This is a genomic window from Streptomyces sp. yr375 (assembly GCF_900110755.1).
Taxonomy (GTDB): Bacteria; Actinomycetota; Actinomycetes; order Streptomycetales; family Streptomycetaceae; genus Streptomyces.
In genome coordinates this window covers 78,810-99,894 of the sequence record NZ_FOFF01000030.1, presented here as the reverse complement: position 1 = coordinate 99,894, position 21,085 = coordinate 78,810, and the positions used below count along the sequence as shown (strand labels likewise).

Annotated in this window: 17 protein-coding genes; 8 read left to right on the top strand and 9 right to left on the bottom strand. The window is 68.9% G+C overall.

Features of this window, described 5'->3' with window-relative positions:
• Positions 1 to 296: hypothetical protein (locus tag BMZ82_RS41240; RefSeq protein WP_218159049.1), on the top strand; the 296-nt coding region annotated here is incomplete at its 5' end.
• 155 nt (positions 297 to 451) lie between these two features.
• On the opposite strand, the gene BMZ82_RS26035 is transcribed toward BMZ82_RS41240, so the two are convergent.
• The 3 genes from BMZ82_RS26035 to thyX all read right to left on the bottom strand — a co-directional run bounded on the left by BMZ82_RS26035 (position 452) and on the right by thyX (position 4,152).
• Positions 452 to 2,137, bottom strand: a complete 1,686-nt coding sequence (locus BMZ82_RS26035; protein WP_093779823.1) for a ribonuclease J — start codon at positions 2,135 to 2,137, stop codon at positions 452 to 454.
• A gap of 128 nt (positions 2,138 to 2,265) precedes the next feature.
• Positions 2,266 to 3,165 carry a 4-hydroxy-tetrahydrodipicolinate synthase gene (gene dapA / locus BMZ82_RS26030; protein ID WP_093779822.1) on the bottom strand — a complete coding sequence of 300 codons (900 nt, stop codon included), beginning with the start codon at positions 3,163 to 3,165 and terminating at the stop codon, positions 2,266 to 2,268.
• 246 nt (positions 3,166 to 3,411) lie between these two features.
• On the bottom strand, positions 3,412 to 4,152 hold the full coding sequence (thyX, locus tag BMZ82_RS26025; protein WP_093779821.1) for an FAD-dependent thymidylate synthase: 741 nt from the start codon (positions 4,150 to 4,152) through the stop codon (positions 3,412 to 3,414).
• Positions 4,153 to 4,369: 217 nt separating this feature from the next.
• Between thyX and BMZ82_RS26020 the strand changes: the two genes are divergently transcribed.
• Positions 4,370 to 4,984 carry a hypothetical protein gene (locus BMZ82_RS26020; RefSeq protein ID WP_256252111.1) on the top strand — a complete coding sequence of 205 codons (615 nt, stop codon included), beginning with the start codon at positions 4,370 to 4,372 and terminating at the stop codon, positions 4,982 to 4,984.
• Between the two features lie 90 nt (positions 4,985 to 5,074).
• On the opposite strand, the gene BMZ82_RS26015 is transcribed toward BMZ82_RS26020, so the two are convergent.
• The 5 genes from BMZ82_RS26015 to rpsO all read right to left on the bottom strand — a co-directional run bounded on the left by BMZ82_RS26015 (position 5,075) and on the right by rpsO (position 10,718).
• Positions 5,075 to 5,533 carry a tetratricopeptide repeat protein gene (locus tag BMZ82_RS26015; protein ID WP_093779820.1) on the bottom strand — a complete coding sequence of 153 codons (459 nt, stop codon included), beginning with the start codon at positions 5,531 to 5,533 and terminating at the stop codon, positions 5,075 to 5,077.
• Positions 5,534 to 5,580: 47 nt separating this feature from the next.
• Positions 5,581 to 6,333: a 4-hydroxy-tetrahydrodipicolinate reductase gene (gene dapB / locus BMZ82_RS26010; protein WP_093779819.1), complete on the bottom strand. Its 753-nt coding sequence runs from the start codon at positions 6,331 to 6,333 to the stop codon at positions 5,581 to 5,583.
• 30 nt (positions 6,334 to 6,363) lie between these two features.
• Positions 6,364 to 7,743, bottom strand: coding sequence for a M16 family metallopeptidase (locus tag BMZ82_RS26005; RefSeq protein ID WP_093779818.1), 1,380 nt, complete (start codon positions 7,741 to 7,743; stop codon positions 6,364 to 6,366).
• Positions 7,740 to 9,962, bottom strand: a complete 2,223-nt coding sequence (locus BMZ82_RS26000; protein WP_093779817.1) for a polyribonucleotide nucleotidyltransferase — start codon at positions 9,960 to 9,962, stop codon at positions 7,740 to 7,742. Before BMZ82_RS26000 ends, BMZ82_RS26005 begins: the two co-directional genes overlap by 4 nt.
• 468 nt (positions 9,963 to 10,430) lie before the next feature.
• On the bottom strand, positions 10,431 to 10,718 hold the full coding sequence (rpsO, locus tag BMZ82_RS25995) for a 30S ribosomal protein S15 (RefSeq protein WP_093779816.1): 288 nt from the start codon (positions 10,716 to 10,718) through the stop codon (positions 10,431 to 10,433).
• Positions 10,719 to 11,183: 465 nt separating this feature from the next.
• Here rpsO and BMZ82_RS25990 point away from each other — a divergent pair, with 465 nt between their 5' ends.
• The gene (locus BMZ82_RS25990) at positions 11,184 to 11,480 is read left to right on the top strand and encodes a DUF397 domain-containing protein (RefSeq protein WP_093779815.1); all 297 of its coding nucleotides are present in this window, start codon (positions 11,184 to 11,186) and stop codon (positions 11,478 to 11,480) included.
• A gap of 93 nt (positions 11,481 to 11,573) precedes the next feature.
• Here BMZ82_RS25990 and eccD read toward each other — a convergent pair whose 3' ends face one another.
• Entirely contained in the window at positions 11,574 to 13,064 is a 1,491-nt protein-coding gene (eccD, locus tag BMZ82_RS25985; protein ID WP_177244673.1) for a type VII secretion integral membrane protein EccD, read from the bottom strand.
• A 217-nt stretch (positions 13,065 to 13,281) separates the two neighbouring features.
• Between eccD and eccCa the strand changes: the two genes are divergently transcribed.
• The 5 genes from eccCa (at position 13,282) to BMZ82_RS25955 (ending at position 20,965) form a co-directional block, all read left to right on the top strand.
• Positions 13,282 to 17,250 (top strand): type VII secretion protein EccCa, encoded by a 3,969-nt coding sequence (gene eccCa, locus BMZ82_RS25975; protein WP_093779814.1) that lies wholly within the window; start codon positions 13,282 to 13,284, stop codon positions 17,248 to 17,250.
• Positions 17,251 to 17,494: 244 nt separating this feature from the next.
• Positions 17,495 to 17,938 carry a hypothetical protein gene (locus tag BMZ82_RS25970; protein ID WP_093779813.1) on the top strand — a complete coding sequence of 148 codons (444 nt, stop codon included), beginning with the start codon at positions 17,495 to 17,497 and terminating at the stop codon, positions 17,936 to 17,938.
• Between the two features lie 9 nt (positions 17,939 to 17,947).
• Complete coding sequence (locus BMZ82_RS25965; protein ID WP_093779812.1) at positions 17,948 to 19,744, top strand: alpha/beta hydrolase; 1,797 nt, start codon at positions 17,948 to 17,950, stop codon at positions 19,742 to 19,744.
• 65 nt (positions 19,745 to 19,809) lie between these two features.
• The gene (locus tag BMZ82_RS25960; protein ID WP_177244672.1) at positions 19,810 to 20,343 is read left to right on the top strand and encodes a hypothetical protein; all 534 of its coding nucleotides are present in this window, start codon (positions 19,810 to 19,812) and stop codon (positions 20,341 to 20,343) included.
• A 334-nt stretch (positions 20,344 to 20,677) separates the two neighbouring features.
• Complete coding sequence (locus tag BMZ82_RS25955) at positions 20,678 to 20,965, top strand: GntR family transcriptional regulator (protein ID WP_093779810.1); 288 nt, start codon at positions 20,678 to 20,680, stop codon at positions 20,963 to 20,965.
• Positions 20,966 to 21,085 lie beyond the last annotated feature (120 nt).

Below are 21,085 nucleotides of genomic sequence, written 5' to 3'. Positions count from 1 at the left end.
TCCTCGCTGTGTCTTATTTCAAAGGAACCTCATCCCCGGCTATCACTGCCGGGAACGGGGTATCAACATATCTGGCGTTGATTTTTGGCACGCTGTTGAGTTCTCAAGGAACGGACGCTTCCTTTGTACTCACCCGAGAGACTCTCTCAGGCTTTCCTCCGGGCTTTTTCCCTTCGGTCTTGCGTTTCCGACTCTATCAGATCGTTTTCCGATCCGCTTTCCTCGGTGCTTTCCAGGTTCCCGCTTTTGTTTCGCGGTTTCCTTTCCGGCGGTTCCGACTTTATCAGAAGTTCTGAGTCGGTTTTCCCGGCCCCTCTCGGAGACTGGTTCCGGAGCACGAAGCTGCCGGGTTCCCGTTCAGGCGGAGACGTAAACGTACTTGAGCGGGGCTCCTCGATGCAAATCGAGGCGCCCCGCTCCTAGTTCACGCGTACGAGAGGTCGTACGTCGCTCAGACCTCCACCACGACCGGGAGGATCATCGGCCTGCGGCGATAGGTGTCGGAGACCCACTTGCCCAGGGTGCGGCGGATGAGTTGCTGCAACTGGTGGGGTTCCACGACGCCGTCCTGGGCCGAGCGTTCCAGGACCTCGGCGATCTTCGGGGTGACGGCCGAGAAGGCCGAGTCCTCGATGCCCGAGCCGCGGGCCTGGATGTGCGGGCCTCCGGTGATCTTGCCGGTGGAGGAGTCCACGACGACGAAGACCGAGATAATGCCTTCGTCGCCCAGGATCTTCCGGTCCTTCAGGGCCGGCTCGCCGACGTCACCGACCGAGAGGCCGTCGACGTAGACGTAACCCGCCTGGACCTTGCCGGAGATTCTCGCCTTGCCCTCGATGAGGTCGACGACCACGCCGTCCTCGGCGATGACGATGCGGTCGTGCGGGACACCGGTCAGGGCGCCCAGCTCGGCGTTGGCGCGCAGGTGGCGCCATTCGCCGTGGACCGGCATCAGGTTCTTCGGGCGGCAGATGTTGTAGAAGTACAGGAGCTCGCCCGCGGACGCGTGGCCCGAGACGTGCACCTTGGCGTTGCCCTTGTGGACGACGTTCGCGCCCCAGCGGGTCAGGCCGTTGATCACGCGGTAGACCGCGTTCTCGTTGCCCGGGATGAGCGACGAGGCCAGGATCACCGTGTCGCCGGGGACGATGCGGATCTGGTGGTCGCGGTTGGCCATGCGGGACAGGGCCGCCATCGGTTCGCCCTGGGAGCCCGTGCAGACCAGGACCACTTCGTGGTCCGGGAGGTCGTCGAGGGTCTTGACGTCCACCACCAGGCCCGGCGGGACCTTGAGGTAGCCCAGGTCACGGGCGATGCCCATGTTGCGGACCATCGAGCGGCCCACGAAGGCGACCCTGCGGCCGTACTCGTGCGCCGTGTCCAGGATCTGCTGGATGCGGTGCACATGGCTGGCGAAGCTCGCCACGATGATCCGCTTGCGGGCGTTGCCGAAGACCGTGCGCAGGACGTTGGAGATGTCCTTCTCCGGCGGTACGAAGCCCGGGACCTCGGCGTTCGTCGAGTCGGAGAGGAGGAGGTCGATGCCCTCCTCGCTCAGCCGGGCGAACGCGTGCAGGTCCGTGAGACGGCCGTCCAGCGGGAGCTGGTCCATCTTGAAGTCGCCGGTGTGGACCACCATGCCCGCCGGCGTGCGGATGGCGACCGCGAGGGCGTCCGGGATCGAGTGGTTGACGGCGATGAACTCGCAGTCGAACGGGCCGATCCGCTCGCGGTTCCCCTCCACCACCTCGAGGGTGTACGGGCGGATCCGGTGCTCCTGGAGCTTGGCCTCGATGAGCGCGAGGGTCAGCTTGGAGCCGATCAGCGGGATGTCCGGCTTCTCCCGGAGGAGGTAGGGGACGGCTCCGATGTGGTCCTCGTGGCCATGGGTGAGGACGATGCCCTCGATGTCGTCGAGGCGGTCCCTGATGGACGTGAAGTCCGGCAGGATCAGGTCGATTCCGGGCTGCTCCTCCTCGGGGAAGAGCACTCCGCAGTCGACGATCAGCAGACGGCCGCCGTACTCGAAGACCGTCATGTTCCGGCCGATTTCGCCGAGGCCGCCGAGCGGGGTGACCCGGAGGCCTCCCGCGGGGAGCGGCGGGGGCGGGGCGAGTTCGGGATGCGGATGGCTCAAAAGACTCTCCTCAAACACGCGCGCCACGTACCGGTGGGCACGTGGCGCGCATGACGTTCGTGCAGAAGCAGTTGTCGTTGTGGATCGCAGGCACCGGTGGCCTGCTTATTCAGTTGTGAAGTCTGTTGTCAGAGCTGTACCCCGCCCGCGGCAAGATCGATCTTGAGTTGTTCGATCTCTTCGGGTGAGCACTCGACCATGGGCGAGCGCAACGGGCCGGCGGGCAGGCCCTGCAAGGCGAGCGCCGCCTTCGTCGTCATGACGCCCTGGGTGCGGAACATGCCCGTGTAGACCGGGAGCAGCTTCTGGTGGATCTCGGTGGCCTTCTGGACGTCACCTGCGGTGAACGCCTCGACGAGGGCGCGCAGGTCCGGCGTGGCGACGTGGCCGACGACCGAGACGAAGCCGACCGCGCCCACGGAGAGCAGCGGCAGGTTCAGCATGTCGTCGCCGGAGTACCAGGCCAGGTCCGAGCGGGCGATGGCCCAGCTCGCGCGGCCCAGGTCGCCCTTGGCGTCCTTGTTGGCGACGATCCGCGGGTGCGCCGCGAGGCGGACCAGTGTCTCGGTGCCGATGGGGACGCCGCTGCGGCCGGGGATGTCGTAGAGCATGACCGGCAGGTCGGCGGCGTCGGCGACGGCCGTGAAGTGCCGGTACAGGCCCTCCTGCGGGGGCTTGTTGTAGTACGGGGTGACGACGAGGAGGCCGTGCGCGCCGGCTTGTTCGGCGGCCTTGGCGAGCTCGACGCTGTGGTGGGTGTCGTTGGTGCCGACGCCGGCGACCACGTGGGCGCGGTCTCCGACGGCTTCGAGGACGGCTCGTACCAGGTCCGATTTCTCCGCGTCGCTGGTGGTGGGGGACTCGCCGGTGGTGCCGTTGACGACCAGGCCGTCGTTGCCTGCGTCCACCAGGTGGGTGGCGAGCCGCTGTGCGCCGTCGAGGTCGAGTGCGCCGTCCGCCGTGAAGGGCGTGACCATGGCGGTGAGGACCCGCCCGAAGGGGGTCTGCGGAGTGGAGGTCGGAGCCATGGGTGACACGCTACTCGTTGCTCACCGTGGGGTCTGCCCTCGGGGGGTGCCGAAAAGTCATGACAAAGAAGGAGCCCGGCACTGCCTGCTCGGGGGTTCAAGCAGTGCCGGGTCCGTTTGATCAGGCTAGATGAACTTCTCTAAATGCCGCAATACGGACACTTCGCACGGATGATCCGTACATACGTCTCCGTCGCTCGTCTTCGCAGCTCATCTCCGTAACGGCGGCTACGGCCGCTACGGCCGCTACGGGGCGACGCGGCCGTTGGCGTTGAAGGCGGCGTAGGTGAGGGGCATGAGCTTGGCCCACTCGGTCTCCATCTTCTCGCCCACCATCTCGATCTCCCGCTGCGGGAAGGACGGGACCGTCGCCAGTTCGTGCTGGGTGCGCAGGCCGAGGAAGTGCATCAGCGAGCGGGCGTTGCAGGTGGCGTACATGGAGGAGAACAGGCCGACCGGGAGGACCGCGCGGGCGACCTCGCGGGCGACGCCGGCGGTGAGCATCTCCTGATAGGCCTCGTAGGCCTGGCGGTAGGAGTCCTCCATCGTGCGGCTCACCAGCTCCTGCTGGGCCTCGGTGCCCTCGACGAAGACGTACTTGCCGGGGCGGCCCTGCTGGACCAGCTTGCGGGACGCGTCGGGGACGTAGAAGACCGGCTGGAGCTCGCGGTAGCGGCCGGACTCCTCGTTGTAGGACCAGCCCACGCGGTGCCGCATGAACTCGCGGAAGACGAAGATCGGGGCGCTGATCAGGAACGTCATCGAGTTGTGCTCGAACGGGCTGCCGTGCCGGTCGCGCATCAGGTAGTTGATCAGCCCCTTGGAGCGCACGGGGTCCTTGCCCAGCTCCTCCAGGGACTGTTCGCCGGCGGTCGAGACACGGGCGGCGAAGAGCACGTCGGCGTCGGACGCGGTGTGCTTGACCAGTTCGACGGTGACATCGCTGCGGAAGCTGGGCTTGAGGTCGTCGGCGGGACTGTCGGTCACTGTGCGGGGGTCCTTCCATCGCGTCTGCCGGGCGGCGCCAACTTTACGGGGGCCGTTGGGCCGGACGGTGACGGGCGTGCCGCGGGACGTGCCACCACGGTAGTCGCGGGCGGCCCGAGGACGCGGACTCCGTCCGGGCCCCCGATGATGGTGAGCGGGGGCGCGGGCGGATAGCCTCACCGGGCACAGCCCCAGCATGATCGAGTGAGGACCCGCCGTGCCCCTGCCCTTCCTGACGGCCGACCGCGCATTCGAGGCGGCGGACGACGTCGCGTTGCCCTTCGACGACCACGAGCGCTGGCGGCGCCCCTACCGGCCCGGTCCCTGGCGGGTCGGGGTGGCCGCGTTGGCGCTGCTGCTCGCCTCGTACGTGCTGTTCGCGGCCGTCATCATCGCGTTGACCGGGTCGGTGTCGGAGGCCGGTGCGGTCTTCGGGTGCTCGCTGCTGGTGATCGCCTGCGCCCTGCGGCTGCTGCGGGTGGGGGTGTGGGTGAGCGACCGGGGGCTGCGGCACGTGAGCTTCCTCGTCACGCGGACGGTGCCCTGGGAGCGGGTCGTGGCCGTGCGGACCGTGCAGCAGCCGGTGCGCTGGCTGGGGCTGCCGCGGACCGTCCAGGGGCAGGCCCTGACCGTCGTACGGCACGACCGGCCCAGCGAGGCGGGTACGGCGCTGCTGACCACGCACGGGGCGGACTTCCTGGCGCGGTCCGAGGCGTTCGACCGGGCGGCGGACGCGGTCGAGGCGTGGGCCGCGGAGAACCGGCCGGAGAACCGACAGGACCGGCAGGACCGGCAGGACCGGCAGGACCGGCACGGGAGTCTGCGCGGCTGATCCCGCGAAACGTATGCAGGTCGGAGGGGCCGGTTCGCCGCTGGGTGCGGCGGGCCGGCCCCTCCGTCTTTTCCGTCTTCTCGGTCTTCGTCAGGCTGTTTCGGTCTGTTGCTTGCCGGTGTGCAGGGTGATCGCCCGTTGCATGGCCTTGCGGGCGCGGGGGGTGTCGCGGGCGTCGTGGTAGGCGACGGCCAGGCGGAACCAGGTGCGCCAGTCGTCGGGGGACGCCTCGGTCTCGGCCTTGCGGCGGGCGAAGACCGCGTCGGCCGAGTCGCGGTCGACGCGGCCGCCCGGGGTGCGGGTGAGTTCGTCGACGGGCAGGCCGCCCTCGGCGTCGAGCTCGGCGGCGAGGGCGTTGGCCCGGCGGACGAACTGGGTGTTCTTCCACAGGAACCAGACGCCGATGACCGGCAGGATCAGCACCGCCACGCCGAAGGTGACCGTCAGCAGCGTGCCCGACTGGATGAGCATGACGCCGCGGCTGCCGACCAGGACGAAGTAGAAGACCAGGACGGCGGCCGTGACGGCGTAGGAGAGCTTGGCTCGCATGTCAGCCTCGGGGTGTCGGATTCTCGGCGTCTCGGAGTGTCGGAGTGTCAGCCGAGGTCCAGGAAGTTTTCCAGGCCGAAGGTGAGGCCCGGCGTCGTGACGACCCGGCGGGCGCCCAGCAGGATGCCCGGCATGAAGCTGCTGTGGTGCAGCGAGTCGTGGCGGATGGTGAGGGTCTCGCCCTCGCCGCCGAGCAGGACCTCCTGGTGGGCCAGCAGGCCGCGCAGCCGGACGGCGTGGACGGGGACGCCGTCCACGCTGGCGCCGCGCGCGCCCTCCAGGGCCGTCGTGGTGGCGTCCGGCGCCGGGGCGGTGCCGGCCTCGCGGCGGGCCTCGGCGATGAGCTGGGCGGTGCGCGTGGCGGTGCCGGACGGGGCGTCCACCTTGTTCGGGTGGTGGAGTTCGACGACCTCGACGGACTCGAAGTACGGCGCGGCGAGCTGCGCGAACTTCATGGTCAGGACGGCCCCGATGGAGAAGTTGGGCGCGATGAGCACGCCCGTCGCCGGGGACTCGGCCAGCCGGCCCGTGAGGTGCGCGAGGCGCTCTTCGGTCCAGCCGGTGGTGCCGACCACGGCGTGGATGCCGTGCTCTACGCAGTAGTCGAGGTTGTCCATGACCGAGGCGGGTGTGGTGAGTTCGACCGCGACCTGGGCGCCGGTCTCCGTCAGCGTCGCCAGCTTGTCGCCCCGGCCGAGGGCGGCCACCAGCTCCATGTCCTCGGCGGCCTCGACCGCCCGTACCGCCTCGGAGCCGATCCGGCCGTTGGCGCCGAGGACCGCCACGCGCAGCTTGCTCATGTTCCTGCTTCCTGCTTCCTCACGGGTGGGTTAGGCGACCGCGTCGTGCAGCTTGGCGGCCTGCTTGTCCTTGAGCGGGCCGATGACCGACAGCGACGGGCGCCGTCCCAGGATGTCGCGGGCCACCGCGCGGACCTCGTCCGGGGTCACGGCCGCTATCCGGGACAGCATGTCGTCGACCGACATCTGCTCGCCCCAGCACAGCTCGCTCTTGCCGATGCGGTTCATGAGCGCGCCGGTGTCCTCCAGGCCGAGGACCGTGGAGCCCCTCAACTGGCCGATGGCGCGGCCGATCTCGTCGTCGGAGAGACCGCTGGCGGCGACCTGGTCGAGTTCGTCCCGGCAGATCTTCAGCACGTCGTGCACCTGCGACGGGCGGCAGCCCGCGTACACGCCGAAGAGGCCGCAGTCGGCGAAGCCGGAGGTGTACGAGTACACGCTGTAGGCCAGGCCGCGCTTCTCGCGGACCTCCTGGAACAGGCGGGACGACATGCCGCCGCCGAGGGCCGTGTTCAGCACGCCCAGGGCCCAGCGGCGGTCGTCCGTGCGGGCGAGGCCGGGCATGCCGAGGACGACGTGCGCCTGTTCCGTCTTGCGGCCGACCAGTTCGACGCGGCCGACGGTGCGGATCGCGCGCTGTCCGTCGCGGGGGGCGATGGGCTCGGCGTCGGGGTGCTTGAGGGCGCCCGCCTTCTCGAAGGCGTCGCGGACCTGGCGTACGACCGTGTCGTGGTCGATGTTGCCGGCGGCGGCGACCACGAGGTGGGTGGGGTCGTAGTGCTTCTTGTAGAAGCGGCGGATGCGGTCGGCGGTGAGGGCGTTGACCGTGTCGACCGTGCCGAGGACCGGGCGGCCGAGGGGGTTGTCGCCGAACATCGTGTGCGCGAACAGGTCGTGGACGCAGTCGCCGGGGTCGTCCTCGGTCATCGCGATCTCTTCGAGGATCGCGCCGCGCTCGACGTTGACGTCGTCCTCGCGGATGAGGGAGCCGGTCAGCATGTCGCAGACGACGTCGATGGCGAGCGGCAGGTCGGTGTCGAGCACGCGCGCGTAGTAGCACGTGTACTCCTTGGCCGTGAACGCGTTCATCTCGCCGCCGACCGCGTCGATCGCGGAGGAGATGTCCAGCGCGGACCTGCGGGTCGTCCCCTTGAAGAGGAGGTGCTCCAGGTAGTGCGTGGCGCCGTTCAGGGAGGGCGTCTCGTCGCGGGAGCCGACGTGCGCCCAGATGCCGAAGGTGGCCGAGCGGACAGAGGGGAGGGTCTCGGTGACGATCCGCAGGCCGCCCGGGAGGGTGGTCTTGCGGACGACGCCGATGCCGGCCGTGCCCTTGATCAGGGTTTGGGTACGGCCGACGGCCCGCGCCTCCGAAGAGGTGCGGGCCGTCGCCGTGGAGCTACGAGACGTCACTTGTCGGTGTCGTCCTTCTTGTCGTCGTCGCCGCCGTCTTCGCCCTCGACCACGGGGATCAGGGAGAGCTTGCCGCGGGAGTCGATCTCGGCGATCTCGACCTGGACCTTGGAGCCCACGGCGAGCACGTCCTCGACGTTCTCCACGCGCTTGCCGCCGGCGAGCTTGCGGATCTGCGAGATGTGCAGCAGACCGTCCTTGCCCGGGAGCAGCGACACGAACGCGCCGAAGGTGGTGGTCTTGACGACCGTACCCAGGTAGCGCTCGCCGACCTCCGGCATGGTCGGGTTGGCGATGCCGTTGATCGTGGCGCGGGCGGCCTCGGCCTGCGAGCCGACCTGGGCACCGATGTAGATGGTGCCGTCGTCCTCGATCGTGATCTCGGCGCCGGTGTCCTCCTGGATCTGGTTGATCATCTTGCCCTTCGGGCCGATGACCTCGCCGATCTTGTCCACGGGGATCTTGACGGTGATGATCCGCGGGGCGTTGGGGGACATCTCGTCCGGCGTGTCGATCGCTTCCATCATCACGTCGAGGATGTGGAGGCGGGCGTCGCGGGCCTGCTTGAGGGCCGCGGCCAGGACGGAGGCCGGGATGCCGTCCAGCTTGGTGTCGAGCTGGAGGGCGGTGACGAACTCCTTGGTGCCGGCGACCTTGAAGTCCATGTCGCCGAAGGCGTCCTCCGCACCGAGGATGTCGGTGAGGGCGACGTAGTGCGTCTCGCCGTTGATCTCCTGGGAGATCAGGCCCATGGCGATGCCGGCGACCGGGGCCTTGAGGGGCACACCGGCGTTCAGCAGCGACATGGTGGAGGCGCAGACCGAGCCCATGGACGTCGAGCCGTTGGAGCCGAGGGCCTCGGACACCTGACGGATCGCGTAGGGGAACTCCTCGCGCGTCGGCAGGACCGGCACGATGGCGCGCTCGGCGAGCGCGCCGTGGCCGATCTCGCGGCGCTTCGGGGAGCCGACGCGGCCGGTCTCGCCGACGGAGTACGGCGGGAAGTTGTAGTTGTGCATGTAGCGCTTGCGGGTCACCGGGGAGAGGGTGTCCAGCATCTGCTCCATGCGGAGCATGTTGAGGGTGGTGACGCCCAGGATCTGGGTCTCGCCACGCTCGAACAGCGCCGAGCCGTGCACGCGCGGGATGGCCTCGACCTCGGCGGCGAGCGTACGGATGTCCGTCAGCCCGCGCCCGTCGATGCGCTTCTTCTCCTTGATGACGCGCTCACGGACCAGGGACTTGGTCAGCGAGCGGTACGCGGCGGAGATCTCCTTCTCGCGGCCCTCGAACTCCGGCAGGAGCTTCTCGGCGGCCAGACCCTTGACGCGGTCCAGCTCGGCCTCGCGGTCCTGCTTGCCGGGGATCGTCAGCGCGGCGGCGAGCTCCGGGCGGACGGCGGCGGTCAGCGCCTCCAGGACGTCGTCCTGGTGGTCGAGGAAGACCGGGAACTCGCCGGTGGGCTTGGCGGCCTTGGCGGCGAGGTCGGCCTGGGCCTTGCAGAGCACCTTGATGAAGGGCTTCGCGGCGTCCAGACCGGCGGCGACGACCTCCTCGGTCGGCGCCTCGGCGCCGCCCGCGATGAGCTGGATGGTCTTCTCGGTGGCCTCGGCCTCGACCATCATGATCGCGACGTCGCCGTCCTCCAGGACGCGACCGGCGACGACCATGTCGAAGACGGCGTCCTCGAGCTCGGTGTGCGTCGGGAACGCGACCCACTGGCCGTTGATCAGCGCGACGCGGACGCCGCCGATCGGGCCGGAGAAGGGCAGACCGGCGAGCTGCGTGGACGCGGAGGCGGCGTTGATCGCCACGACGTCGTACAGGTGGTCGGGGTTGAGCGCCATGATCGTGGCGACGACCTGGATCTCGTTGCGCAGGCCCTTCTTGAAGGACGGGCGCAGCGGACGGTCGATCAGGCGGCAGGTGAGGATGGCGTCCTCGGAGGGACGGCCCTCACGGCGGAAGAAGCTGCCGGGGATCTTGCCGGCGGCGTACATCCGCTCCTCGACGTCCACCGTGAGGGGGAAGAAGTCGAGCTGGTCCTTGGGGTTCTTGGAGGCGGTGGTGGCCGACAGCACCATGGTGTCGTCGTCCAGGTACGCCACGGCGGAGCCGGCGGCCTGCTTGGCCAGGCGGCCCGTCTCGAAGCGGATGGTGCGGGTGCCGAAGGAACCGTTGTCGATAACGGCCTCGGCGTAGTGGGTCTCGTTCTCCACTAGCGTTTTCTCCGATACTTGTCGTCTTTCGTCCCTCGCTGCCCGTGTGGCAGGGGGACGGTCGTGGAGAAGCGCGCCGTGCGGTGCGGGCCGGTCTTCGATCGAAGCACCCGGGGTTCTCTTGCCCGGGGGCCACTACCGAGGACCGGCGGCGGTGAGGTGCGCTTCTCCTCGTTCGGTGGTGCGTGGTGACATCTACCCGCAGCGAGTACACGTCATCACGCTGTGTCGTACGTATTGCGTTGTGCTACCACACTACAAAGCGTTGGTGACACTCCGCACGTTTCCGCACGGGACGGGCGTACGACGGCCCGGTCATCGATGGTCGGTCATCGATCGTCGGTCATCGGTGATCGTTGCGTGCGGCATGCATAACAGGTGCGAACACCGGCACGCACAGGTTTATACAGGTGCGTACAGCAAAAAGGAGCGGTCCCGATGGCCGGGAACCGCTCCCCTCACGGCGTCCTACTTGGCGCCCGCCGCACCGCGGCGGATGCCGAGGCGGTCGACCAGCGCACGGAAGCGCTGGATGTCCTTCTTGGCGAGGTACTGCAGCAGGCGACGGCGCTGACCGACCAGGATCAGCAGACCACGACGGGAGTGGTGGTCGTGCTTGTGGGTCTTGAGGTGCCCGGTCAGGTCGGAGATCCGGCGCGACAGCATGGCGACCTGGACCTCGGGAGAGCCGGTGTCGCCCTCCTTCTGGCCGAACTCGGTGATGATCTGCTTCTTCGTAGCGGCGTCGAGCGGCACGCGTACTCCTCGTAGTCTGTGCAGTGGCCACCGAGTGCCCCCGGTCTGTGTCTCGGGGGAGCTTCCGTTACTCGGGAGGCGGGGATCCGCTGGGCGCTACCTCCAGAGCCTTCAGGGGGTGCCTGGAGGTTTTCCGGGGGTGCGTACACAAACGGCCGAGAGCCAGGGTAGCAGGCCGACGCGCCGGGCTTGTCCGGGCGTGGGCGGGCCCGGACGGGCTCGGGTGGACCCGGGCGGGCGCCGGCGTTCCCGGGCGCGGGGGAAGCGGCGGAGGCAGTGTACGGGGGCGGGGGCCGGCCCGAACGGGAAAAGGCGAACCTCTGACCTGGGGGAACTACGACAAGTAGGGTGACCGTACAGCTCGTTGGAACAGGGCGAACAGGGCGAAGAGACAGACCGTACGGACAGGTTGGCCCAGTGGGATCAGCGGCAACCGTGGGAACAGAGGGAAGGGTCGGAGCCGACATGGCCGATGCCGAGGACAAGGAACTCAAGGCGCGCAAGGAGCGGGAGCGGGACGAGCTGTACGCGCTCGACATCTCCGGCGTCGAGTGGCAGAGCGCACCGGGTACGGAGGAGCACGAGGAGCGCGTCGAGATCGCGTACCTGCCCGACGGCGCCGTGGCGATGCGGTCGTCGCTCGACACGGAGACGGTGCTGCGCTACACGGAGGCGGAGTGGCGCGCCTTCGTGCTGGGCGCCCGGGACGGCGAGTTCGATCTGGAGCCCACGCAGCTCAATGGGGGGCTGGCGGCGGAGTAGCCGAAGCCTTGCGGTGACGAGCGGCGGCCGGGGGGTATCGGGCGCCGCTCTTCCGTTCTTCCGTACCGGTGCGGCCGCAGATGGCCTGGAAGGTCAGCCGGTCATCGAGCGGGCTGCCGTGTACACGTCGAAGACGGCCAGGGCCAACGGCACCAGCGTCAGCAGGACGAAGCCCTCGGCGATCTCCATGAACCGGCCCCAGAACGGCGTGAGACCGCCCCGCGAGGTGATCAGGCCGATCGCGGTGACGATCGCGGAGGCCCCCGCGATCGCGGCGACCAGCCAGACCGTGCGGATGTCCAGGTCGGTGCCGGTCACCGAGTCCGGCGAGCCGAGTGCCAGGCCCAGTCCGAGCAGAACGAGGGAACCGAGGCCCGCGGCCAGCACGGGGGCGACCTGGGCGGTGTAGCGGAAGAGGTGCGCGCGCATCAGCAGGGCGATGCCCGTGGCGAGCGCGAGGAGCTGTGCCCAGACGTCGTCGGAGAACCCGAGGACCGCGCAGGCACCGACCGTGATCACCGCGCAGCCGCCGACCAGGCCGACCAGGAGTTCGTGGCCGCGGCGCGCCTGGGCGGCGATCCGCTCGGCGTCGACCGGCTCCCGCGGGGTGGGATCGGTGCCGTACGCGCTGCGCGGGGCGGAGTCCGGGGCGTCGAAGCCGATCGGCAGGCGGGCGAAGCGCATGGACAGGCCGGGCAGGAAGGCCAGGGCGCCCACGCCGACGGGGGCGCACAGGGCGGCGGTCTCGGCCGGTGTCCAGTGCGCGAGGATCGCCGCGAACACCGCCGCCAAGCCTGCGCCGGAGGCAACCACGAAGGCGACGAAGGGGCCGTCCCCACGGGGGGAGCACAGGGTGAGCAGCACCGCGGCCAGCAGCACCGCGGCGCAGGCCAGCAGGAACTGCAGCTTGCCGATGCCCTGGCCGTCGGCGAGCGGGAGGATCCCGGAGCCCGCCACCGCCACGTTGGGCAGCGCGCCGAGTCCCAGGGCGATCGCGGAGCCGCGGTCGTCGTAGACGCGGGCCCGGACAGCGGCGAGGGCGACCAGCAGGACGCCGACGACCGCGGCGAGGACGCCGGGCAGGCCGTGCGTGTCGTGGCGCGGGTCGCCGGTCCAGGCCACGAAGGCGAGCAGGGCCGGCAGGACGCCTCCGCCGACGAGGCCCGCGGCGCGGGTCAGTTCGCCGCTCCACAGGGTGTGCTGGCGCGTCACGGCGGAGGCGACCGCCTCGGACACGTCGTCGAAGACGGCGGGCGGCAGTGACTCGGAGAAGGGGCGCAGCGTGAGGAGTTCGCCGTCGAGGATGTGCTGGGCGGCGAACGAACGGGAGCTGTCGAGGACGGTGCCGTCCCGGCGGACGAGGTGGTAGCCGACCGGGGCGCCCTCTGCGGGGCTCTGCCGGGAGAGCCTGAGGATCTCCGGGTAGATGTCGGCGACCGGAATGTCGTCGGGCAGCGCCACGTCGATCCTGCTGTCGGGGGCGACGATGGTGACCCGGCAGAAACCGAGCCCCGTCCCCGCCGCGGGAGCGGCTCCGGTGCCGCGTCCTGCTCCGGTGGCTGCCGCGGAGGCCGTGATGCTCACCTGCTGCTCCCCCTCAGTGATGGTTCCGCGTCGGCTGCGTGAAGGTCCCGCGCCGGTTGGTGCGCTGCACGGCCCGCGGGTGTGCTCACGCGAACATCCGGCACCCTACCGCCCTCTGGTCGCACGGGTAGTCAGTAGGATCACGCGGCGGCCTGCGTCCGCCTGATACGGGGTGGTGGACGGTACTTCGGGGGCCTCGCAAGAGGGTTGGTGAGCAGTGAGCCATGTCGTCGTGAAGCGCCCGCCACGGGCGCTGCCATCCGAGGTGCCCACGGACGAGGTCGTCCTGCAACCTCCGCCGGAGCTGCCGCGGGGCCATCAGGAAAGCGTGCTGATGCAACTGCTGCCGACGCTCGGCATGGGCGGTTCGGTGGTCTTCTTCTTCACGAGCGGGCAGCCGTTCATGAAGATCATGGGCATGGTCATGATCGCCTCGACCGTGGCCATGTCGATCGCGATGGTGGTGCGCTTCCGCCGCGGCTCGCAGGGACAGTTGGCGGACCTGCGCCGGGACTACCTGGGCTACCTGGCGCAGACCCGGCGCACCGCGCTCGACACCGCGCGGGCCCAGCGGGACGCGCAGTACTACCTGCACCCCTCCCCCGAGCAACTGTGGGCCCTGGTCGCCGAGGGCAGCCGGGTGTGGGAACGGCGGCCCGGCGACGAGGACTTCGCGCAGGTCCGCGTCGGCCTCGGCGCCCAGGGGCTCGCCACCCCGCTGGTCGCCCCCGAGACAGGCCCGGTGGAGCAGTTGGAGCCGCTGACGGCGGGTGCGTTGCAGCGCTTCCTCGCCGTCCACGACAGCCTGGACGACCTGCCGATGGCCGTGTCCCTGCGCGCCTTCTACCACGTCACGGTCAGCGGCGAGCCGCAGTCGGTGCGCTCCTGTGCCCGTGCCCTGGCGGGTTCGCTGGCCGCGCTGCACTCGTCCGAGGACCTGGTCCTCGTCGTCGCGGCAGGCCGGGCGGAGCTGCCGCACTGGGAGTGGACGAAGTGGCTGCCGCACGTCCAGGCGTCCGGCGCCGTGGACGGGGCGGGCAGCCGCCGGCTGGTCGGCTCCGACACCCGTGAGCTGGAGCACCTGCTCGGCGCCCGGCTCGCCGGCCGGCCGCGGTTCCACCCGCACGCGGCGCCACTGCCCGACGAACCGCACATCGTCGTCGTCCTGGACGGCGTCTCCCTCGCCCCGGACTCGGTCCTGGCCAACCCGGAGGGGCTGCAGGGCGTGACGGTCCTCGAGATCGTCCCCGGTGAGCTCACGGGGGCGGGTGGCGAGCTGGACATCCTCGTACAACCGGGTGTATTGCGGCTGGAGTCGGCGCACGGTGCCGTCTACGAGGGGACGCCCGACGTCCTCTCGCCGGAGTCCGCCGAGGCGCTCGCCCGGCAGCTCGCGCCGCTGCGGATGGCCTCCGGTGGGGACGACGACGAGCCGCTGCTGGCGAACCTGGACTTCACCGACCTGCTGAACCTCGGGGACGCGGCGTCCGTGGACCCGCTGCGCACCTGGCGGCCGCGGTCGCTGGCCGAGCGGCTGCGGGTGCCGATCGGTGTGGGCGAGGACGGCCGTCCGGTGATGCTGGACCTCAAGGAGGCGGCGCAGGAGGGCATGGGCCCGCACGGTCTGTGCGTGGGCGCCACCGGTTCCGGCAAGTCCGAGCTGCTGCGCACCCTGGTGCTGGGGCTGGCGGTCACCCACTCCTCGGAGACCCTCAACTTCGTCCTGGCCGACTTCAAGGGCGGCGCGACCTTCGCCGGCATGGCGCAGATGCCGCACGTGGCGGCCGTGATCACCAACCTGGCGGACGATCTGACGCTCGTCGACCGGATGGGCGACTCCATCCGGGGCGAGCTCAACCGGCGTCAGGAGCTGCTGCGGGACGCGGGCAACTACGCCAACATCCACGACTACGAGAAGGCGCGGGCCGCGGGTGCCGCCCTGCAGCCGATCCCCTCCCTGGTCCTGGTGATCGACGAGTTCAGCGAGCTGCTGACGGCGAAGCCGGACTTCATCGAGATGTTCGTGCAGATCGGCCGGATCGGCCGCTCGCTCGGCGTGCACCTGCTGCTGGCCTCGCAGCGCCTGGAGGAGGGGCGGTTGCGCGGCCTGGAGACGTACCTGTCGTACCGCGTCGGTCTGCGCACCTTCTCGGCGGCGGAGTCGCGGGCGGCGCTGGGCGTGCCGGACGCCTACTCGCTGCCGAACGTGCCCGGTTCCGGGTTCCTGAAGTTCGGCACGGACGAGATGGTGCGTTTCAAGGCGGCGTACGTGTCCGGCGTCCACCGCGCGGGCGGTCAGCGGGCGGCGCTGGGGGGCGGCTCGCTGCCGCTGGACCGGCGGCCGGTGCTGTTCACCTCGGCCGAGGTGCCGGTCCGGTACGCGGCCGTGCCGCAGCAACTCCGTTCCGGGGACGGTCCGGAGGTCGACGAGGCTCTCGCCGACACCGTGCTGGACGTGATCGTGCGCCGGCTGGAGGCACAGGGTCCGGCGGCGCACCAGGTGTGGCTGCCGCCGCTGGACAGCCCGCCGTCGCTGGACGCCCTCCTGCCGGGGCTCACGGCGGTGCCGGGCCGCGGGCTCACGCAGCCGGGCTACGAAGGCGCGGGCCGTCTGGTCGTGCCGGTCGGTCTGGTGGACAAGCCGTTCGAGCAGCGCCGCGACTCCCTCTGGGTGGACTTCTCCGGCGCGGCGGGCCACATGCAGATCGTCGGCGGCCCGCAGTCCGGCAAGTCGACGCTGCTGCGCACGCTGATCTCGGCGTTCGCCCTCACCCACACTCCGGCCGAGGTCCAGTTCTACGGCCTCGACTTCGGCGGTGGCGGTATGGCGACGGTGGCCGGTCTGCCGCATGTGGGCGGGATCGCCTCGCGGCTGGACCCGGAGCGGGTGCGGCGCACGGTGGCCGAGGTGTACGGCGTGCTGACCCGCCGCGAGGAGTACTTCCGCTCGGCCGGGATCCCCTCGATCGCGGACTTCCGGGCCAGGCGGGCGAGGGGGGACATCGCGGTGACGGACCAGCCGTGGGGCGATGTCTTCCTGGTCATCGACGGGTGGGGGAACTTCCGCGCGGACTACGAGGCGATGGACCAGATCATCCACGAGATCGCGGCGCGCGGTCTCGGCTACGGCATCCATCTGGTGCTGACCGCCTCGCGTTCGATGGAGGTCAGGGCCGCCCTCAAGGACCACCTGATGAACCGCCTGGAGCTGCGGCTCGGCGACACGATGGACTCCGAGATCGACCGCAAGGGCGCCGCGAACGTCCCGGCGGGCGTTCCGGGCCGTGGCCAGTCTCCGCAGAAACTGCACTTCATGGCGGCGGTGCCGCGGATCGACGGCCTCGCCTCCGACACCGACCTCTCCGACGCCACGCAGGCGCTGGCCACGGAGGTCTCCCGGCACTGGCAGGCGCCGCCGGCTCCCGAGGTACGGCTGCTGCCGCGCGAGTTCCCGGCGGGTCAGCTGCCCCCGGGCGGCCGCTTCCCGCGCCGCGGGGTGGCCTTCGGCCTCGACGAGAACAACCTCGAGCCGGTCTACGTCGACTTCGAGCAGGACCCGTTCTTCCTCGTCCTCGGCGAGAGCGAGTCCGGCAAGTCGAACCTGCTGCGGCTGCTGATCAAGCAACTGACGGAGCGCTACTCGGGCGACGAGTGCAAGCTGTTCGTGGTCGACAACAGGCGGTCCCTGCTGGACGTGACCCCGTCGTCCCACCTGGCCGAGTACATCCCCATGTCCAACGCCATGGACCACCACATGGCCGCGCTGGCGGACCTGATGCGACGCCGGACGCCCACCGCCGACGTAACCGCCCAGCAACTGCGGGACCGAAGCTGGTGGCGGGGGCCGACGGTGTACGTCGTCGTCGACGACTACGACCTGGTGGCGACGTCGAGCGGAAACCCGCTGGCGGGTCTGACGGAGCTGCTGCCGTTCGCCCGGGATGTGGGGGTGCGGTTCATCATCGCGCGGTCGACGGCGGGTGCGGGGCGGGCGTCGTACGAGGCGTTCATGCAGCGGATCAAGGAACTCGGGGCGCAGGGTGTGGTGTTGGCGGGTGACCCCGGGGAGGGGGACCTCCTGGGGGGCGTCCGGCCTCGTCCGATGCCCGCGGGGCGGGGGGTCTTTGTCTCGCGGCGGCGGGGGAAGCCGTTGGTGCAGGTGGGGTTGGTGGCGGAGGGGGTGTGATGTGCGGGCGTACTTGGCGGGCGCAGTTGGCGGGCGCAGTTGGCCTCGGAAGGGATGTCCTCGGCGGCGCCGCCGGTGGGCCCTGCTCCACCGATGTCAAGCCGTACAGCAGTGAATTGTGGAAAGTATGGTGAGATCCGTGAACTCACTTGAACTGAGCTCACGGATCCGCCTGTCAGTAGCTGGGCGGAACTGTCCCGTCCGACGGACGGGTTTCACGGGGACACGGGGAAGGGGTCCACGCATGGCGTGGGAGGAGTGGGAGCAGCTCAAGAGTGCGGCGGCGGAGCAGCACGCAGCCCAGATGCAACTGAACCACGTACCAATTGACCCGGGCGGAGGCACCGGCACGCTGGTGTCGAACAAGCCGGCCTGGTCGAAGGCCGGCCAGGACGTCGGCTCGCTCCGTGAGGACATCAGCAAGGCGATGGCGAAGCTGACGGACGGGCAGAAGGGCCTTGGCGAGGACGCCGGCTGCCTGACCGCGACGGCCCAGAAAGACGTACACGCCTCGTGGGAGACCTACGTCAAGAACGTGAGCGGACGCTGCGGGAAGCTCTCGGGTCTGCTGGAGAAGGCGGGCAACGACCAGCTGAAGACCGATGAGGCGATCGAGGTCGAGATCGGCAACCTGAAGGTGGAGTACGGAGACACTACGGCTGTCGGCGGTCAGGACAAGGGGCGGTAACGAGACGTCATGGACCTTGCAACGCTCAAGAAACTCAGGCCGACCGAGTACTCCGACGCGGCCGATGGATACCGCAGCACCTCCGACATGGCGAGCGCGGTCAAGGACCGCATCGAGAGCCAGATCACCGTGGCCATGCGGAACTCCCTGAAGGGCGAGGCCGCGAGCGCGGCGATCAAGCAACTGGGGGAGCTGGGAAAGAACTTCCATTACGTCCAGGTCGAATGCGGCCTGGTCAGCACCGCGCTTGAAGCCTTCTCATACGAGGTGGGAGCCGCCAAGTCCAAGCTCGACGCAGCGCTCGATGGTGCGCAGGCCGCGAAGCTCACGGTGAACGCCGACGGTTCGGTGTCCTATCCGGCGGGCGGGGAGAAGGACGCCGACGGCAAGATTCCCGACGGCGGCACGGTGAGCGGCCTGACGGACGGCACGGCCGCCGCGATCGGCCGCCAGTCGGCCAACTTCGATCCCAATCCCAACCACCGCCTCGCGCAGGACTACGCGGACCAGATCGCTCATGCCCTCAAGGAGGCGACGGAGGCCGACGAGAAGTGGGCGCCAAAACTGCGCGCGCTGAAGGCGGACGACGACCTGACCATCTCCGACGGCGACTGGGCCGACGTGTCCTCGGACACGAAGGGCGTGACCGAGGCGGGCAAGAAGTACCTCGACTCCCTGCCGCAGCCACCCAAGTATGGCAGTCCGAAGGACAACGCGGAGTGGTGGAAGGGCCTCGACGCGGAACAGCAGGCAGCGTGGATCTCCATGCGCCCCGATTCCGTGGGCGCGCTCGACGGACTGCCGGCCACGGTCCGAGACAAGGCCAACCGCATCGTGTTCGACGAGACACGAGGCAAGATGCAGACGGAGCTGAACTCAATTCCGGCGCCGCCACCCAATGAGTGGACGTGGATTTCCGCCGGGGGCTATGCGTCCAAGGTTCATACCGATGACTGGATGGATTGGTACAATAAGTACGGGGAACGGTACGACCATCTCACCAAATCCCTCAAGGGCATGCAGGCCATCCAGACCCGATTCGACGCGACGGGGATTGGCGAGCTACCTGAGGCGTACCTGCTGGGCTTCAGCGCGGAGGGCCACGGCCGGGCGATCGTCGCAAACGGGAACCCCGACACAGCCGATCACCAGGCAGTGTATGTGCCAGGCACAACGTCGAATCTAGGGAAAGTCGACGGCGATATCACCCGTATGAAAGATTTGTGGCGTGTGGCCAATACGGAAGCGCACGGTCAGCCCGTTTCCACGATCACTTGGCTCGGATACGACGCCCCTCAGGAACTCGTCAAGGATTCACCGTTCGAGCATTATGCTTATGATGGCGCACCGGCATTCCGCGACTTCATGGACGGACTTGACGCATCGCATTCGGGAGATTCAGATCCGCACCGCACCGTGATTGCACACTCGTACGGAACAACGCTCGTGGGAGCTGCGGCCCAGACAGGGCATCTCAATGCCGACGACGTGGTCCTTGCCGGCAGCCCCGGCGTCAAAGTGTCCCATGCCGAGGAGATGGACGTCCCCAAGGGGCATGTGTGGAACGAGGAGGCAGACGGAGACCCTGCGCCTGACATCGGCCGTTTCGGCCACGGCGGGGACGGCTGGGTAATCCCCAGCGATCCGAGCTTCGGCGCCAACCAGATGACCACGGACACCGAGGGCCACAGCGGTTACTGGGATGTGGGCTCCGACAGCCTACGGAATCAGGCCCGGGTCACTGTCGGAAAGTTTGACGACGTACAGCTGAAGCCGCCGCCGGACCCTTGGGCGCATGTGAAGTAGGAAGCATGGCTTGCCTGACCAAAAGACCGGCCCGTGTCCCGGTTCGATCAAGCGAGGCTCACAACTTGAAGACGAAATTGGGCGCAATCGCGCTCACCCTGTCCACCGCCCTTGCGACCCTCACCGGATGCAGCATGACTGACACCACCAGTTCCGACGACATCCCATCCTCCGGCATCAGCACGTCGAGCGACGCAGCCGAGGACACAAAGCAGGCCTCCAGTGAGCTGTACAACTTGATCGGGCTCGAGGGGAAGGCATCCAACACCGGGCCGGGAGTCAAGGAATGCGGCAAGAAGGACCCGGAGAAGTACTTCCAGATCTTCCACTCATGGTCCTTCACGCCGTCCTCGCTCCAGCAGCTCGAAGGCACGATGGAACGATTGAAAGCGGAGCTTCCCAAGCATGGCTGGAAGGTCGTCGACTACGGACCGGACAGCAGCCGGAACAAGAATCTCAGCCTTACGGCCGACAACGACACGAAGAAATTCAGCGTCAACCTGACCTACCAGGCCAAGGACAAACCACCGAATCTCAACTTCTTCGTAGTGTCCGGCTGTTACCAGATTCCGGACGGCCAGAAAATTGAGCAGTTCTAATATTGAAACTCAGCTCCAGACCAGCGCCGCCCCCAGCAGCAGCGCGAACAGCCACGGCAGCTGTAGTTCGTGACTTGTTACGGGCGGACCGGGGCGGTGGCTGTGCCGTTGAACACCACGGGCAGGGCCCCGACGGCCGCCGACGCAAGGTCGAGACGGCGTGGATAATACTCACTGTCATCAACCTCCGTTGGGTTGGCGGCCATGCCCCCGGACGGCTCCACCCGTCGCGGGGGTCCCTTGCACCATCCACCTAGCCTGATACAGCTTGATGTATCCAGATGTAGCTAGAGCTAAAGGTGGCAAGCATGGTGCGGCTGCCTACCGTCGAGGAATGTCCCTTGACCCCGAATCAGGCCGACCGCTGTACGTGCAGCTCGCTGACGTGATCGACTCCAGGATCCGCAGCGGGGAATACCCACCCGACCGCATGATCCCCGCGTCACTCCGACTCTCCGAGGAGTACGGCATTGCTCATATGACCGTACGCCGCGCCATGCGGGAGCTGCGTGAGCGTGGCTTGATCTACACCGTGTCCGGGAAGGGGTCCTATGTGGTGCCCAAGCCGCCAACCAGTACCCCTGAGCCCGACACGGCCGAGAGCGACGAGTCCACCGACTGAGCATGGGCCGGAAACATTGCGAATCTCCGCGATGCCTGTCGACAGCTCAACACGGGGTCGAGAACGCTTTCAGATCCCCGCTTCCTGCCGCTCTGCCACCTTAGCCGCCACCTCTTGCGC